Below are 16,044 nucleotides of genomic sequence, written 5' to 3'. Positions count from 1 at the left end.
GTGACTTTTAAGCTGTAAACCCCCAGCATAAAAAAAGCCTGGGAAATTTCGCCAGCGGTCGCTCAAGGTTGATTCTGGAGGTTGCAAAAGGCTTTTACGGGCCAGATTTTGCTTGAGATTTCCCGTTTCAATACGCGTATGCCAAACTAACCCGCATATAGACAAGGTGAAAACTCTCTAATGGCCGATTGGCAGTCCCTCGATCCCGAGGCCGCTCGTGAAGCGGAAAAATATGAAAACCCTATTCCTAGCCGCGAACTGATCCTGGCGCACCTCGCCGATCGGGGTTCGCCTGCTAGTCGCGAGCAGTTGGTTGAAGAATTCGGTCTGACCACCGAAGACCAACTCGAAGCCCTGCGCCGCCGCCTGCGCGCCATGGAGCGCGATGCGCAGTTGATCTACACCCGTCGCGGCACCTACGCGCCGGTGGACAAACTCGACTTGATCCTTGGGCGTATTGCGGGTCACCGCGATGGTTTTGGCTTCCTGATCCCCGATGACGGTAGCGACGACCTGTTCATGAGCCCGGCGCAGATGCGCCTGGTATTCGATGGCGACCGCGCTCTGGCGCGCGTCTCAGGCCTGGATCGACGCGGTCGCCGTGAAGGCGTGATCGTCGAAGTGGTGTCCCGTGGTCACGAAACCATCGTCGGTCGCTACTTCGAAGAAGGCGGCATCGGCTTTGTGGTGCCGGATAACCCGAAAGTGCAGCAGGAAGTGCTGATTACCCCGGGCCGCAACGCGAATGCCAAGGTCGGTCAGTTCGTCGAGGTGAAAATCACCCACTGGCCAACCCCGCGCTTCCAGCCGCAGGGCGATGTGATCGAAGTGGTCGGCAACTACATGGCGCCGGGCATGGAAATCGATGTCGCGCTGCGCACTTACGATATTCCCCATGTTTGGCCAGAAGCGGTGGTCAAGGAAGCGCGCAAGCTCAAGCCGGTAGTCGAGGAAAAGGACAAAGAGAAGCGTATCGACCTGCGCCATCTGCCGTTCGTCACCATCGACGGTGAAGATGCCCGCGACTTCGACGATGCGGTCTACTGCGAAGCCAAGCCCGGCAAGTTGCGCCTGTTTTCCGGTGGCTGGAAGCTGTACGTCGCGATTGCCGACGTTTCCAGCTACGTGAAGATCGGTTCGGCCCTGGACAATGAAGCCCAGGTGCGCGGCAACTCGGTGTACTTCCCCGAGCGCGTGATCCCGATGCTCCCGGAAGAACTCTCCAATGGCTTGTGCTCGCTGAATCCGAGAGTCGACCGTTTGGCCATGGTGTGCGAGATGACTATCTCGAAAATCGGCGAAATGACCGATTACCAGTTCTACGAAGCGGTGATCCACTCCCAGGCGCGCCTGACCTACAACAAGGTCAGCACTATCCTGGAGCAGCCGAAAACCAGCGAAGCCAAGGCGCTGCGCGGTGAGTACGGTCATGTTGTGCCGCATCTGAAGCAACTGTATGCGTTGTACAAGGTGCTGCTGGGCGCGCGACATGTGCGTGGCGCGATTGATTTTGAAACCCAGGAAACCCGGATTATCTTCGGTTCCGAGCGCAAAATCGCCGAAATCACCCCGACTACGCGTAACGACGCGCACAAGTTGATCGAGGAGTGCATGCTGGCGGCCAACGTGGCCACCGCTGAATTCCTGAAAAAGCATGAAATTCCCGCGCTGTACCGGGTCCATGACGGTCCGCCGCCGGAGCGCCTGGAAAAACTGCGGGCATTCCTCGGCGAACTAGGCTTGTCCCTGCACAAAGGCAAGGACGGCCCATCGCCGAAGGATTACCAGGCCTTGCTGGCCAGCATTAAGGACCGTCCGGATTTCCACCTGATCCAGACCGTAATGCTGCGTTCCCTGAGTCAGGCGGTGTACAGCGCCGACAATCAGGGCCACTTCGGCTTGAATTACGAGGCGTACACCCACTTCACCTCGCCGATTCGTCGTTACCCGGACTTGCTCACGCACCGGGCGATCCGCAGCGTGATCCACTCCAAGATGAACACCTCGCACGTCAAGCGCGCCGGTGCCATGAGCATTCCGAAGGCGCGGATCTATCCGTACGACGAAGCGACGCTGGAGCAATTGGGCGAGCAGTGCTCGATGAACGAGCGCCGTGCCGATGAGGCCACGCGTGACGTGGTGAACTGGCTCAAGTGCGAGTTCATGAAAGACCGCGTGGGCGAGTCGTTCCCGGGTGTGATCACGGCGGTAACCGGTTTTGGACTGTTCGTCGAGTTGACCGATATCTACGTCGAAGGCCTGGTCCACGTGACCGCTTTGCCGGGTGACTACTATCACTTCGATCCTGTGCATCACCGCTTGGCGGGCGAGCGTAGCGGTCGCAGTTTCCGCCTCGGCGATACGGTGGAAGTGCGGGTCATGCGCGTCGACCTCGATGAGCGCAAGATCGACTTCGAAATGTCGGAAAAAACCATCGAAGCGCCGATCGGCCGCAAGAAGCGCGGTGCAGACACGGCGGCGCCGGCGAAAAAAGGTGCTCCTGCGAAAGCCCCGGCCACCGAGCCAGCGCCAGCCAAGACGGGTCGTCGTTCGTCGACCAAGGACAAGGCTGGCGACGCTTACCGACCAAGTGATGCCGCGGCGAAAAACGCCGAATTGCGCAAAAGCCGCGAGTTGAAGCAGCAGTTGCTCAATGAAGCGAAAAGCGGTGGTAAAGCGGCGTCTGGGGGAAAGTCCCAGGGCGCGGACAAGGCCTCGAGCAAACCGAGCAAGCACCGTAAAGGCCCGCCCAAAGCGGGTTCGGCTCCCGCGAAGAGCGGCGGGTCGCGCAAACCTAAGGCCAAGTCATGAGTCTGGAAAAAATCTACGGCGTACACGCCGTGGAAGCATTGCTGCGTCACCATCCCAAACGCGTCAAACAGGTGTGGCTGGCCGAGGGTCGCAGCGAACCGCGCGTACAGGCGCTGGTTGAGCTGGCGAATGAAAACCGCGTGGCAATCGGTCAGGCCGAGCGGCGTGAAATGGACGCCTGGGTCGAAGGTGTTCACCAGGGCGTGGTGGCGGATGTCAGTCCGAGCCAGGTCTGGGGCGAGGCAATGCTCGATGAGCTGCTCGACCGTACCGAAGGCGCGCCGCTGCTGCTGGTGCTGGACGGCGTGACCGATCCGCACAACCTCGGCGCCTGCCTGCGGTCGGCGGATGCTGCCGGGGCGTTGGCGGTGATCGTGCCCAAGGACAAGTCGGCGACGTTGACGCCGGTGGTGCGTAAAGTCGCTTGCGGCGCCGCGGAAGTGATTCCGCTGGTGGCCGTGACCAATCTGGCGCGTACCCTGGAAAAGCTCCAGCAGCGCGGCCTGTGGGTAGTCGGCACGGCGGGTGAGGCGGAGGTCAGTATTTATGACCAGGACCTGACCGGTCCGACCATCCTGATCATGGGCGCCGAAGGCAAAGGCATGCGTCGCCTGACCCGTGAGCACTGCGATTATCTGGTGCATCTGCCGATGGCCGGTAGCGTCAGCAGCCTTAACGTATCGGTTGCAACCGGTGTGTGCCTGTTCGAAGCCCAGCGCCAGCGCGGCGCCAAGGCCAAGACCAAGAAGTAATCAGGCCTGGTGCAGATCCAACATGTGGAGGGGCTTGCTCCCTCCCACATTGGGTTTTGTGGTGAAGGGAAGATTGTTCAAATAATCACCAATCACCTTGCGCGCTTTCGTCCCCTTCACTACAATTGCGCCCCTTGCCTTCCCGGCGGGCACCGATGTGCCTATTCGCGGCAAGATCCATAAGTGTCATTCACTCCTTGTCTGACCGTTTTTGAGCGGCAGGCTACAACCCGTAAGGAGCATTCATGCGTCATTACGAAATCATCTTTTTGGTCCACCCGGATCAAAGCGAGCAAGTCGGCGGCATGGTTGAGCGTTACACCAAGCTGATCGAAGAAGACGGCGGCAAAATCCACCGTCTGGAAGATTGGGGCCGTCGTCAACTGGCCTACGCAATCAACAATGTTCACAAGGCTCACTACGTGATGCTGAACGTTGAGTGCACTGGCAAGGCCCTGGCCGAGCTGGAAGACAACTTCCGCTACAACGATGCAGTGATCCGTAACCTGGTCATCCGTCGCGAAGAAGCCGTTACCGGCCAATCCGAGATGCTCAAGGCTGAAGAAAACCGCAGTGAGCGCCGTGAGCGTCGCGACCGTCCTGAGCACGAAGGCGCTGAAAGCGCTGATAGTGATGACAGCGACAACAGCGATAACGCTGACGAGTAATCCACGGACCTTTTAAGGAGCCTATCAAATGGCACGTTTCTTCCGTCGTCGTAAATTCTGCCGCTTCACCGCTGAAGACGTGAAGGAGATCGATTACAAAGATCTCAACACTCTGAAAGCCTACGTATCCGAGACCGGCAAAATCGTTCCAAGCCGTATCACCGGTACCAAAGCACGTTATCAGCGTCAGCTGGCCACCGCTATCAAGCGCGCCCGCTTCCTGGCCCTGCTGGCCTACACCGACAGCCACGGCCGCTGAGACCGGGCAGTCGACAAGTAGTAAGGGATTGAATGCATGCGCGCCTTAGCTGAGTTCATCATGCGCGGTCGTGTGCAGGCCACTCTGGTAGTGGCTGGTTGTGCAGCATTGCCGTTGTTGTATTGGTTGGGTGCTGCCGCAGGATGCCTTGTGCTCTTGCGGCGCGGTTTGAAGGACGCCCTTGGTGTCCTTGCCCTGGGGTTGTTGCCAGCCTTGATCTGGTGGCTGCAATTCGATGATCCGCGAGTACTTCTGGTACTGCTGGGGTCATTGGGTCTTGCGCTGGTTTTGCGCGCAAGTGAGTCCTGGACTCGCACGCTGCTGGTCAGCGTGGCATTGGGGTTGGTGTATTCAGTGGTGCTTGGCGCGGCTTTCCGCCCGCAAATCGAGGCGCTGTCGCAGGAGGTGGTCAAAATCCTGCCGCTGGCCCTCGGGGATCTCTACCAGCAATTGTCGGTAGAAGAGCGAGCGCGCATGGCCACACTGATTGCCCCGGTCCTGTCCGGTCTGATAGCGGCATTGTTGCAAATTGTCAGTGTGCTGAGCCTGATTCTTGGGCGTTACTGGCAGGCGGTGTTGTATAACCCAGGTGGTTTTGGTCGCGAGTTTCGCAGTATCAGAATCCCCGCAGGACCGGCGATGTTGCTGCTGGCGTGCATGCTTGTAGGACCGAACTTCGGTCCGCAAATGGCCATGTTGACGCCGTTGTGCAGTGTCCCGCTGGTGATTGCCGGGCTGGCCCTGATGCATGGGTTGGTGGCGCGCAAGCGCCTGGCCAAGTTCTGGCTGGTGGGGTTGTACGTGACACTGTTGCTGTTCATGCAACTGATCTATCCGTTACTCGTGGTTTTGGCCATTGTCGACGGCCTGATTGATTTTCGCGGACGTTCTGCGCCGAAAGACGCCGATAACGCGAACGGTGAAGGTTAAAAGTTAGAGGATTTTCACATGCAACTGATCCTTCTGGAAAAAGTCGCCAACCTGGGCAACCTGGGCGATAAAGTAAACGTTAAGGCCGGCTACGGTCGTAACTACCTGCTGCCATACGGCAAAGCCACCGCTGCAACCGCTGCCAACCTGGCTGCGTTTGAAGAGCGTCGTGCTGAGCTGGAAAAAGCCGCAGCAGACAAAAAAGCTTCGGCCGAAACTCGCGCTGCCCAACTGGCTGAGCTGGAAGTGACTATCACTGCCACCGCCGGTGACGAAGGCAAGCTGTTCGGTTCGATCGGTACTCACGACATCGCTGATGCACTGACCGCCTCCGGCGTTGAAGTGCAGAAGAGCGAAGTTCGTCTGCCGAACGGCACCATCCGCAACGTAGGTGAATTCGACGTAGCCGTGCACCTGCACGCTGAAGTCGAAGCCACCGTACGCGTTGTCGTGGTAGCAGCTTAAGAAGCACCTAACTGGCTGGCACCTCGCGTGTCAGGCGGTTAACATCGGGCACGATCCTGTTTACAGGTCGTGCCTTTTGTTTTTCTAAACCCCCCCAATTTCAAGTGGCCATGAACGATATCTCCGCTCCTGAGCAATACGATCTGCAAACCGCTGCCCTGAAGGTGCCGCCGCATTCCATCGAGGCCGAACAGGCCGTGCTCGGTGGCTTGATGCTGGACAACAACGCCTGGGAACGCGTGCTCGATCAAGTCTCGGACGGCGACTTCTATCGGCATGACCACCGTCTGATCTTCCGCGCCATTGCCAAGTTGGCCGACCAGAACTCACCGATCGACGTGGTGACCCTGGCCGAGCAATTGGACAAGGAAGGCCAGACCTCCCAGGTCGGTGGCCTCGGTTACCTTGGCGAACTGGCGAAAAACACGCCGTCCGTCGCCAACATCAAGGCCTATGCGCAGATCGTTCGTGAGCGGGCGACCCTGCGCCAGTTGATCGGCATCAGCACCGAAATCGCCGACAGCGCCTTCAACCCCGAAGGCCGTACCGCTGCCGAGATTCTCGACGAAGCTGAGCGCCAGATCTTCCAGATCGCCGAAGCCCGCCCAAAAACCGGCGGTCCGGTGAGCGTCAACGACCTGCTGACCAAAGCCATCGACCGTATCGATACCTTGTTCAATACGGACAACGCCATCACCGGTATTTCCACCGGCTACACCGACCTCGACGAGAAGACCAGCGGCCTGCAGCCGTCCGACCTGATCATCGTGGCCGGCCGTCCGTCCATGGGTAAGACCACCTTCGCGATGAACCTGGTGGAAAACGCCGTATTGCGCAGTGACAAGGCGGTGTTGGTGTACTCGCTGGAGATGCCAGGTGAATCGCTGATCATGCGTATGCTGTCGTCTCTGGGGCGTATCGACCAGACCAAGGTGCGTGCCGGCCGCCTCGAAGACGACGACTGGCCGCGCCTGACGTCGGCGGTCAACCTGCTCAACGACCGCAAGCTGTTCATCGATGACACCGCCGGTATCAGCCCGTCGGAGATGCGTGCGCGCACCCGGCGCCTGGTGCGTGAGCACGGTGACATTGCGCTGATCATGATCGACTACCTGCAACTGATGCAGATCCCCGGTTCCAGCGGCGACAACCGGACCAACGAAATTTCCGAGATATCCCGGTCGCTGAAAGCCCTGGCCAAGGAATTCAACTGCCCGGTGGTGGCGCTGTCCCAGCTCAACCGTTCCCTGGAACAACGTCCCAACAAGCGCCCGGTGAACTCCGACTTGCGTGAATCCGGGGCGATCGAGCAGGATGCTGACGTGATCATGTTCGTCTACCGTGACGAGGTGTATCACCCGGAGACCGAGCACAAGGGCATTGCCGAAATCATCATCGGCAAGCAGCGGAACGGGCCGATCGGCTTTGTGCGCCTGGCGTTCATTGGCAAGTACACGCGTTTTGAAAACCTCGCGCCGGGCAGCTATAACTTCGACGACGACGAGTAACCGCCCGGCCTATTGGTGTGCAGGCCTGGGGAACAGCAGGTTGATGGTTGCTTCGTCGTATTGGTAATTCCAGCGTAACTCGGCACCGGCTGGAATGTCCGCGCTGGCAAAGAGTGCCGTGAGCGCCAGCAGTTCCGGTTGCTCTGTGCCTGTTTGCGTCTTGACGTTGAAGCGTGCAGCCTCGACGTTGTAACCGCCAGCGGCCTGTCTGACCGGAGAGTCTGCGTCATAGTCGAAAATCGTATTGATCCGCGAGAGTGCGTTGTCTCCCGAAAGCACGAGTTGCGTATTGAGCGCGCGCGGTGGGGCAGGCTTTAAAGGTTTGATTTGCATCAGGTACGGGTCTTGTCGATGCATGGCGACCCACAAGGGCAGCACCTCGCCGCCGTACACCCCCAGTGCTTCGCCTTTTGTCAGCGGCCGGCGGGTGATGACAGTGGCCTGGCCAATCAGCGTGAACTCTTGCGCAAACCGTTGGTGAGCTGCGGTGAAAGGCGTCACTTCAAGCTTGTCTTCATAGAGGTTGGCGACCGCTTCATAGCCTTCCCACTGGATGTACGGCAAAACCAGCTCTTTGCCGAATAGGACGCCAGACGTCAGTGACCTGGCCTGACTCTGTATGCTTTTGATACGCATCGGGCGGCCCTGCATATCGCGCAGCGGATACCGGCCATTATTGGCGCGGTCATAGATGCGCCGATAGTTCTGGCTGTACTGATAGCCTTGTACGCTGCGCATGTGCCGCAGTTCCTGCTCGGTGTACGCCGTCTGCACGACGCCCTCTTCAGTTGACATATAGGTGCTGGAAGAGTGCGTCGAATCGTATTCGTCGCTGGACTCCTTATCGAACGTCGGCAATTGTGGTTTCGTGTCGCTTCCACCCAGTAGCGCGCCTCTGCTTTGATCGATTTCCCAGCGGCCCTCAGCGGTTTTTCTCAAGTAGGGTTGATAGGCTCTGAAGCGGCTGCGGGCGTCCAGCAGCCGCCAGCCCAGGCGGTCGTATTTGACCTGGTAGTATTTCTGCTGGTCATGGATGTAATGCCGATAGCTGCCGTCGGGCAGGGGCGGCGTCTGATACAGCCCGTCCGACTGTAGCGTCAGGGCGGTTGGAGGCACGGGTTCGGCAAACAACGGATCGAGTGGCAAACCTCTACCGTCCGATATCTCTGCCAGCGAGGGCATGGCGCGTATAGGCGGCGGTTCTTGGGTCATCAACGACAAGCTGGTTTTGTGAATCGCTTGTTTCAGCGAGGTGACGCTTGATTGCTCGAGGATTGCTTGGCGTTCCGCGAGGCTGAGGGTGCGTTCAACCGCCTCCGACAAGTCGTTGGCGGTGTTCAGTGGCTGACCCTTGGGATCCTCGGCGGCATACAACTCGCCTTGGCGGATCAGCACATGGCTGGCATTGGCGTCGCTGCTGCCGGTGCTGCCGAGCAACCGGCCGTCGCGGCTGCCCTCGTACACGTCGATCTTTCGCGAGTCCGGCCAGCCGGGCACTTGCTCCAAGGTATAGAGCGTCAGCGGCAAGCTCTCATCGGTGCTCAGTGAGTCGAGAAAAATCCCTGTGCTGGCACGGTTTGCCTGTATCGCTTCGCCATATTGGCCTGCCTCCAACTGCTGCACGGCCGGCAGGCATTTTACCGATTGCAGGTGTTGCTGCTCTTGTTCGGTGAGGGTGCGCTCGAGTTCTTCCAGATGACTTTTGCTCAGGTTCGGGGCGAGGGCGCGAATGTTTTTTTCGGTTGCGCTGAGTGCTTGCTCGTCGACGCCGACAAGCCAGGCCAGCAGCTTGTGTTTTTGCGTCGTGGCTTGCTTTTCGAGGCGCAAGGCGAGGTTTTCGATCTTGGTGAAATAGTCGATATACGGGCTGGCCAGCAGGTTGTTGAACTCGGCCTGCGGCATTTTGGCTCCCACCTCATGCAGCAGCAGCCCCAGCCTGAATCGTGACTCACTGATCTCGAGGTGTTTGGCGCCTGTGCCGTGGCCCAGAACCAGGTCTTTTTGTTCATTGACTACCTTCAAGGAGTAGTCAGCGGGCCATTCCGGCAGCGAAGTCAGTAGGTGGAATTGAATCAGCGGCGAGTAGTGACTGACGGTGGCGCCCGCGGCCTGATCAAGATTGAAGCCATTGATCTCCTGATCCAGGTTGAAGTGCTTGAGCGTGTCGCGCAGCAACGGCGGCGGCCGGAGCATTTGCTGATGGATTTCGCGCAGGGTGGTGTTATCCGCGCCGCCGAGCAGCAGGATCGGCTCGACCATTGGCTCGGTGATAGTGGCCGCGTCAGGCCCGAGGCGTTTGAGCAGCTTCAGGCTGTCCCAGGTCTGTGGCGTTTCATGCAGGTGGCGCCAGGCACCGGTCCCGTTGGTCAGCAGTGGTGGCGAGTAAGCCTGCGGGTCGGTGGGGTGGGCCAGCTCCCATTGTTTACCATCGGGCGTGGGTTTGACGAGGTGCAGTTGATCGTCCAGTTGCAGAAAGTGCTGCTGCTCATGCCGGTACAAGCCCTGCTCATCGGCGATCAGCGAGTTGGGCAGGGCTTTGGGGTAGCGATAGGGGGTCAGCTCGGGGTTCCACAGGCGCAAGCCTTTGCCACGCAGCTGGACCTTGATCAGGCCCGCAGTGAAACCAGCCGTCTTCAGGGCCCCCGCCGTGACGGCCGCGAAGGTCGCGTTATCGAGCAGGTCGAACAAGTCATTCAGGGCTTCATCGCTGTCGCCGCGACTCCAGGCGCTAAAGCCGTCATACACCGTGCCGATCACCTGGGCGGCAGTGATGATCAGCAGTGCCTGACCGACAATCGGAATGAAGGACGCGGCGAAGAACAGCAGTGACTGTCCAAGATCCGCGTAGCGTTGCAGGCGTTTTTCGCGGCTGATGAGGTCGGCATCGGCGGTGGGGATCACGAGGGTCCTGGCGTCACTCTTGATCTGTGCGATGCGCCGCTCGGCGATGTTCAGAAACAGCTCGCCGAGTATCAGGGTGAGGCTGATCCTGTGTTCCAGGCGCGCCGGCAAGATGACCCAGGGCTTGAGAAAATCATGCTCGTCGAGGTGGGCCGGGATCACTTTCAACAGGCTGCCTTGGTGTTGCAGCGGCACCAAATGGTTGAAAAAAGACTGGTAATCCGCTTTCAGCAGGCGTTCGGCCAGACGCTGCTTCAGATCGTCCATGCTGGTGTGCCGCCGCAGCGATTGCGTCGGGTCCTCGGGCGTGTAAAGCAGGAAGGGCAGGTCGACTGTCGGTGCCTGGATCACCAGGACGTTGGGCAGCACCACGCGATTGATGGTCAATTGGCTGCACTTTATGTGCAGGTGCGATCCCGCGCGCTGCAGAAGCTGGAGCAGCAGATACTGGCAGGCGCTGAGTTGGCGGCGCATGAAGGCGATATGCAGGGCGACGCCGAAGGCGTGCCGGGCCTGCGCGGCGAACGTCTCCCGCACCTGTGTGGCGTCATAGGTGCTGCCGGAAGTGGGCGCGGGTTCAAGCACGCTGCTGATGTGAGCGAGGTATTGGCTGCCCAGATCCAGCTTGCGACAGCCACTCGCGAACGTACCTGGCGGCATCGCGCTAAGCAACTGGCCGGCCTGGGTGACGTCGTAGATGGCGGTGCCGGACTCCATTCCTCCTTCTTCTGCTTCTGCGGCTTCAAAATTTTGCAGCGCCGCTTCCAGCAGGGTCTGGCGCGTGGTTCTGGCGTGGGTCCTGATCAGGCCCAGCAAGTAATGGTTTTTCCATTCGCGTACCAGAACCGAGCTTTCGTTGCTGGTAAAGCCAAACCACCAGTCCTTGAACGCTTCGCGCAGCAAGGGGCGGGCAAATGCCGCGGGGCTCTGGAGCTGATCCAGCAGCGCCTTGAGATCGTGCCTGGATTGATTGCTGGCGATCAGGCTGCTGCGAAAATCCTTGAGCACCGCAGCGGGCGCCTGGGTGAGCCATGCCGGTAATTGGCGCTTGATAAATGCCTGGTGTATTGCCAGGGGGGAAACAGGTGGAACGCTATTGGCGGGTGGAAGTACGGGTGTGTGCATGTGATCGGGCCATTGAGGGCAGTCATTGATCTCGTCCAAACTACCCTTTACTTTTGTGCCTGTTAGCTAGGGGAGTAGCCCCACGCAGGCAAAAAAAGCGGCTCGTGAACACCGCGCATCGTCTCAGCTTAAAAGCCGACCGCCATCGTCGGATTTGGTCAAATTTTGTGCTATATTTCGCGCCCGCGATTTTTCATCTCAACACCGGTCATCGTCATGCAAACAGCCAAGCCGTTATTTGACTATCCCAAGTACTGGGCCGAATGTTTCGGCCCAGCGCCATTCCTGCCCATGAGCAGGGAGGAGATGGATCAGCTTGGCTGGGATTCCTGCGACATCATCATCGTCACCGGGGATGCCTACGTGGATCACCCGTCGTTCGGCATGGCGATCATCGGCCGGCTGCTGGAGTCCCAGGGCTTTCGCGTGGGGATCATTGCCCAGCCCAACTGGCAGTCCAAAGACGACTTCATGAAGCTCGGCGAGCCGAACCTGTTCTTCGGTGTCGCGGCCGGCAACATGGATTCGATGATCAACCGCTACACCGCCGACAAGAAAATCCGCTCCGACGACGCCTACACCCCCGGCGGCATGGCCGGCAAACGTCCTGATCGCGCGAGCCTGGTGTACAGCCAGCGTTGCAAGGAAGCCTACAAACATGTGCCGATCGTGCTCGGTGGCATCGAAGCTTCCCTGCGCCGTATCGCTCACTATGATTACTGGCAAGATCGCGTGCGCAACTCGATCCTGATCGACGCGGCCGCCGATATCCTGCTGTACGGCAACGCCGAGCGGGCGATTGTCGAGGTTGCCCAGCGCCTGTCGTGGGGCCACAAGATCGAAGACATCACCGACGTGCGCGGCACCGCGTTCATTCGCCGCGACACGCCGCAGGGCTGGTACGAAGTCGACTCCACGCGTATCGACCGCCCAGGCAAGATCGACAAGATCATCAACCCCTACGTGAACACCCAGGACACCCAGGCCTGCGCCATCGAGCAGGAAAAGGGGCCGGTTGACGACCCGGATGAAGCCAAGGTCGTACAGATCCTGGCCAGCCCGCGCATGACCCGCGACAAAACCGTTATCCGTCTGCCGTCGGTGGAAAAGGTGCGCGGTGACACGGTGCTCTACGCCCACGCCAACCGCGTGTTGCACCTGGAAACCAACCCAGGCAACGCCCGCGCCCTGGTGCAGAAGCACGGCGAAGTGGACGTGTGGTTCAACCCACCACCGATTCCGATGACCACCGAAGAAATGGACTACGTGTTCGGCATGCCTTACGCACGTATTCCGCACCCGGTGTACGGCAAGGAAAAGATCCCGGCCTACGACATGATCCGCTTCTCGGTGAACATCATGCGTGGCTGCTTCGGCGGCTGCACCTTCTGCTCGATCACCGAGCACGAAGGCCGCATCATCCAGAACCGCTCCGAAGAATCGATCATTCGCGAAATCGAAGAAATTCGCGACAAGGTGCCGGGTTTTACCGGCGTGATCTCCGACCTCGGCGGCCCGACCGCGAACATGTACCGCATCGCCTGCAAGAGCCCGGAAATCGAATCCGCGTGCCGCAAGCCGTCCTGCGTGTTCCCCGGCATCTGCCCCAACTTGAATACCGACCATTCCTCCTTGATCCAGTTGTACCGCAGCGCCCGCGCGTTGCCGGGGGTGAAGAAGATCCTGATCGCATCCGGCCTGCGTTACGACCTCGCGGTGGAATCGCCGGAATACGTCAAGGAGCTGGTGACCCACCACGTCGGTGGCTACCTGAAGATCGCCCCGGAACACACCGAGGAAGGTCCGCTCAACCAGATGATGAAACCGGGCATCGGCAGCTATGACAAGTTCAAGCGCATGTTCGAGAAGTACACCAAGGAAGCGGGCAAGGAGCAGTACCTGATTCCGTACTTCATCGCCGCTCACCCGGGCACCACCGACGAAGACATGATGAACCTGGCCCTGTGGCTCAAGGGCAACGGTTTTCGCGCCGACCAGGTGCAAGCGTTCTACCCGTCGCCGATGGCCACCGCCACCGCGATGTACCACTCGGGCAAGAACCCGTTGCGCAAGGTCACCTACAAGAGCGACGGCGTGACGATCGTCAAGAGCGAGGAACAGCGCCGTCTGCACAAGGCATTCTTGCGCTACCACGACCCGAAGGGCTGGCCGATGCTGCGCGAAGCTTTGACTCGCATGGGCCGCGCCGACCTGATCGGACCGGGCAAGGACCAGTTGATCCCGCTGCACCAGCCAGCCACCGACAGCTACCAGAGCGCCCGTCGCAAGAACTCGACGCCGGCCGGCAGCCACAAGGTCGCCAAGGAAACCACTACCAAGATCCTCACCCAGCACACCGGCCTGCCGCCCCGTGGCAGCGACGGCAGCAACCCATGGGACAAGCGCGAACAAGCCAAGGCCGCGGCCATGGCCCGCAACAAACAGGCCGCCAAGGAGCGCACCGACGCGGCCAAGGGCAAAGGCAAGAAGCCTGCCCGCAAACCGGTCGTGCCGCGTTGATCGTCGCCTGAAACCACAAAACGCCAGCCTCCGTGCTGGCGTTTTGCTTTCTAGCGAGCCGACCCTCCCGTTTGTTAAGGTAACGCCCGTTCGACCCCCTCTCCTTGTAGGAGCGAGCTCGCTCGCGAAAAACTCAAAGGCGCCGCATTCCCCCAGGATGCACGCGTCAGCGTTGAAGATTTTCGCGAGCAAGCTCGCTCCTACGGTGGGGTTCATCATTTCAAGGAAGAGTAAGCATGAGCAGTCTCCAGCTCGGTATCGGCATGGACTCCAGCCCCTCCCAGTTCCTGGCCCGGCAACGCATCGAAAGCCAGATCAACCTGCCACGCCTGTTCGCCGCGATTGACGCCGATCCCGGCATCGTCGGCGCTGGCGTGGTGTACATCGATGCCGACTTCAACGTCGTGACCCTGCGCGAGTTCAAGCCGATCTGCAGTATCGCGCCCAAGCGCGTGATTTTGCGCGAAGCGAAAAGATACATCGCTCCGCAACAGTTCATCGAACAAGTAAAAAGTAGTCCGCGCGAGTCGAAGCTCGGAATTGAAACGACCAATGCAGGCTTATCTTGCGCCGCCGCCGTGCTTGGTTGGGTCGTGGTTTTCAGCGGCAGTGTTGCAGTGCCATTTACAGCAGGGGCAAGCGCCTGGTTGGTTGCTATTGGCGCATCTGCTGCAGTGGCGGGAACCGCACAATGTGTCATCGGCGGTAGACGGGTTGTGAACGAATTGACCAATCCTGCTGCCAACGATGAGATGAATGACGCTGATTGGTACAACATCGTAACCCCGATTCTTGACGCGGTTTCGTTAGTGGGTGTCGGAGGGTCGGCTCTGACTACCGTTCGCCTGCTCAAGGCCAATAAAGCGTCTGGTACTGGAAAAAGTTGGTACCAGTTGCTCAAGGGGTTGAATCGGCAAGAACGAGATAAGTTAACCAAGGAGCTGTTGACACTCAGGGATCCAAGCCTGACTCCCAAGCTGTTGAAGCTACAACAGCGTGCGGGAACACTGCCAAAACGCTATTCGTCGGCTGAGATCAAGCTCGCGACGCTGACCCAAATTAAGGACTCTTTGGGGGCAGCCCTCGGCGTCACCGGTAGTTATACGGGGGATGGTCATGTGAGAACCGTCGCCGTTGGTCTATACGAGGAGTTCTTGGAATGATCGGGGGAGGGTCACTGAGTAGCTTTCTTGCCCGGTATTTTCCGGTTTTTATGGGGACTATTCTGCTTGGATGCTTTTCAGGATCCACGCTGCTTTCGCTGGCCGAGACTACATATTGGCGCGCTTTGGAGCCCTCCGTCAGAGGCGGCTATGCTGGGTTCGGTACTTTGGTCTTGGTGCTCGTTCTGGTTTTGGGTAATTTCATGATTGCTCGGGGGCGTGCGTGGGCGGTCTGGATGGTAGCTAGCTATTTCCTCGTGTGTCTGGCAGCGGTGTTGCCGATGTTTGCTTATCGGCCCCATCAAGGGGTCTATGCATTTGCTGTGCTGTTGCCGCTTCTGGGGCTGTTACTGCTCAATAGCAAACGTCACCGGGAAATGCGTGCTCGACTTCTGGAAATTCGCCACGAACGTCAGCGGATCAAGCGTGAGGCCAAGCGGCAGAATTGATCAAATTAATGCGCGGGGTTTTCAGTTGATGGACTGCAAGAACTCATTGAGCGCTTTCCTGGCTGAGTATTTTCCAGCATTCATAGGTGCATTTTTCCTTGCCTGCTTCTCTCTCTCCGCCGCTATTTCATTGGCATCAAGTACATTTTTTCGCAGTGACCCAGAGCGGGCGCGTTATTCTTTTTTGGTGGCTGTTTTCTTAGGTTTACTCTTGGCGTTCGGCCACTTCGTCATGATTAGAGGGCGAGTGTGGGGCGTTTGGGCCATTGCTGCTTTCTACGTTGTATGTTTTCTGGTCGTGTTACCGACCTATAGCTATCGGCCACATATGGCTGCGTATGTAATAGGGTTGCTGTTCCCATTGCTGGGGCTGCTGTTGCTCAACAGCAAACGTCACCGCGAAATGCGCGCCAGGCTGCTGGTAATTCGCCATCTTCGCCAAGCAGTAATAGCTAAACACAGGTCTCGATAAATCGACGGGGAGGGATTCATG

General features: G+C 59.0%; 12 protein-coding genes. 11 read left to right on the top strand and 1 reads right to left on the bottom strand.

The window, feature by feature from the left end; translation table 11 throughout:
- The first annotated feature begins 180 nt into the window (after positions 1 to 180).
- The 7 genes from rnr (at position 181) to dnaB (ending at position 7,393) form a co-directional block, all read left to right on the top strand.
- Positions 181 to 2,811, top strand: coding sequence for a ribonuclease R (gene rnr, locus BLU75_RS20055; protein WP_090221545.1), 2,631 nt, complete (start codon positions 181 to 183; stop codon positions 2,809 to 2,811).
- Entirely contained in the window at positions 2,808 to 3,563 is a 756-nt protein-coding gene (gene rlmB, locus BLU75_RS20050) for a 23S rRNA (guanosine(2251)-2'-O)-methyltransferase RlmB (protein WP_084379643.1), read from the top strand. Before rnr ends, rlmB begins: the two co-directional genes overlap by 4 nt.
- A 245-nt stretch (positions 3,564 to 3,808) precedes the next feature.
- Positions 3,809 to 4,231 carry a 30S ribosomal protein S6 gene (gene rpsF / locus BLU75_RS20045; RefSeq protein ID WP_003217491.1) on the top strand — a complete coding sequence of 141 codons (423 nt, stop codon included), beginning with the start codon at positions 3,809 to 3,811 and terminating at the stop codon, positions 4,229 to 4,231.
- A gap of 28 nt (positions 4,232 to 4,259) precedes the next feature.
- A complete protein-coding gene (gene rpsR, locus BLU75_RS20040; protein ID WP_002551829.1) occupies positions 4,260 to 4,490 on the top strand; it encodes a 30S ribosomal protein S18 in 231 nt (76 codons plus the stop codon).
- 36 nt (positions 4,491 to 4,526) lie between these two features.
- Positions 4,527 to 5,420 (top strand): YybS family protein, encoded by an 894-nt coding sequence (locus BLU75_RS20035; RefSeq protein ID WP_084379642.1) that lies wholly within the window; start codon positions 4,527 to 4,529, stop codon positions 5,418 to 5,420.
- An 18-nt stretch (positions 5,421 to 5,438) separates the two neighbouring features.
- Positions 5,439 to 5,885, top strand: a complete 447-nt coding sequence (rplI, locus tag BLU75_RS20030; RefSeq protein ID WP_003171376.1) for a 50S ribosomal protein L9 — start codon at positions 5,439 to 5,441, stop codon at positions 5,883 to 5,885.
- 110 nt (positions 5,886 to 5,995) lie between these two features.
- Positions 5,996 to 7,393, top strand: a complete 1,398-nt coding sequence (dnaB, locus tag BLU75_RS20025) for a replicative DNA helicase (protein WP_084379641.1) — start codon at positions 5,996 to 5,998, stop codon at positions 7,391 to 7,393.
- 9 nt (positions 7,394 to 7,402) lie between these two features.
- Here dnaB and BLU75_RS20020 read toward each other — a convergent pair whose 3' ends face one another.
- Positions 7,403 to 11,419, bottom strand: a complete 4,017-nt coding sequence (locus BLU75_RS20020) for a dermonecrotic toxin domain-containing protein (RefSeq protein WP_084379640.1) — start codon at positions 11,417 to 11,419, stop codon at positions 7,403 to 7,405.
- A 216-nt stretch (positions 11,420 to 11,635) separates the two neighbouring features.
- Here BLU75_RS20020 and BLU75_RS20015 point away from each other — a divergent pair, with 216 nt between their 5' ends.
- The 4 genes from BLU75_RS20015 to BLU75_RS20000 all read left to right on the top strand — a co-directional run bounded on the left by BLU75_RS20015 (position 11,636) and on the right by BLU75_RS20000 (position 16,023).
- Positions 11,636 to 13,939, top strand: a complete 2,304-nt coding sequence (locus BLU75_RS20015) for a YgiQ family radical SAM protein (RefSeq protein WP_084379639.1) — start codon at positions 11,636 to 11,638, stop codon at positions 13,937 to 13,939.
- A 236-nt stretch (positions 13,940 to 14,175) separates the two neighbouring features.
- Positions 14,176 to 15,102, top strand: a complete 927-nt coding sequence (locus BLU75_RS20010) for an NAD synthetase (protein WP_084379638.1) — start codon at positions 14,176 to 14,178, stop codon at positions 15,100 to 15,102.
- Positions 15,099 to 15,551, top strand: coding sequence for a hypothetical protein (locus BLU75_RS20005; protein ID WP_084379637.1), 453 nt, complete (start codon positions 15,099 to 15,101; stop codon positions 15,549 to 15,551). The genes BLU75_RS20010 and BLU75_RS20005 overlap by 4 nt, the downstream gene beginning before the upstream one ends.
- Complete coding sequence (locus BLU75_RS20000; protein ID WP_231982582.1) at positions 15,484 to 16,023, top strand: hypothetical protein; 540 nt, start codon at positions 15,484 to 15,486, stop codon at positions 16,021 to 16,023. The genes BLU75_RS20005 and BLU75_RS20000 overlap by 68 nt, the downstream gene beginning before the upstream one ends.
- Positions 16,024 to 16,044 lie beyond the last annotated feature (21 nt).

Origin of the sequence: Pseudomonas mucidolens, assembly GCF_900106045.1 — a bacterium.
Taxonomy (GTDB): Bacteria; Pseudomonadota; Gammaproteobacteria; order Pseudomonadales; family Pseudomonadaceae; genus Aquipseudomonas; species Aquipseudomonas mucidolens.
This window is presented reverse-complemented; position numbering and strand designations above follow the sequence as displayed.

Bases quoted from the DNA above. Each gene is read 5' to 3' on its own strand.
- rnr (WP_090221545.1), top strand. From the start codon at position 181: ATGGCCGATTGGCAGTCCCTCGATCCCGAGGCCGCTCGTGAAGCGGAA.
- rlmB (WP_084379643.1), top strand. From the start codon at position 2,808: ATGAGTCTGGAAAAAATCTACGGCGTACACGCCGTGGAAGCATTGCTG.
- rpsF (WP_003217491.1), top strand. From the start codon at position 3,809: ATGCGTCATTACGAAATCATCTTTTTGGTCCACCCGGATCAAAGCGAG.
- rpsR (WP_002551829.1), top strand. From the start codon at position 4,260: ATGGCACGTTTCTTCCGTCGTCGTAAATTCTGCCGCTTCACCGCTGAA.
- BLU75_RS20035 (WP_084379642.1), top strand. From the start codon at position 4,527: ATGCGCGCCTTAGCTGAGTTCATCATGCGCGGTCGTGTGCAGGCCACT.
- rplI (WP_003171376.1), top strand. From the start codon at position 5,439: ATGCAACTGATCCTTCTGGAAAAAGTCGCCAACCTGGGCAACCTGGGC.
- dnaB (WP_084379641.1), top strand. From the start codon at position 5,996: ATGAACGATATCTCCGCTCCTGAGCAATACGATCTGCAAACCGCTGCC.
- BLU75_RS20020 (WP_084379640.1), bottom strand. From the start codon at position 11,419: ATGCACACACCCGTACTTCCACCCGCCAATAGCGTTCCACCTGTTTCC.
- BLU75_RS20015 (WP_084379639.1), top strand. From the start codon at position 11,636: ATGCAAACAGCCAAGCCGTTATTTGACTATCCCAAGTACTGGGCCGAA.
- BLU75_RS20010 (WP_084379638.1), top strand. From the start codon at position 14,176: ATGAGCAGTCTCCAGCTCGGTATCGGCATGGACTCCAGCCCCTCCCAG.
- BLU75_RS20005 (WP_084379637.1), top strand. From the start codon at position 15,099: ATGATCGGGGGAGGGTCACTGAGTAGCTTTCTTGCCCGGTATTTTCCG.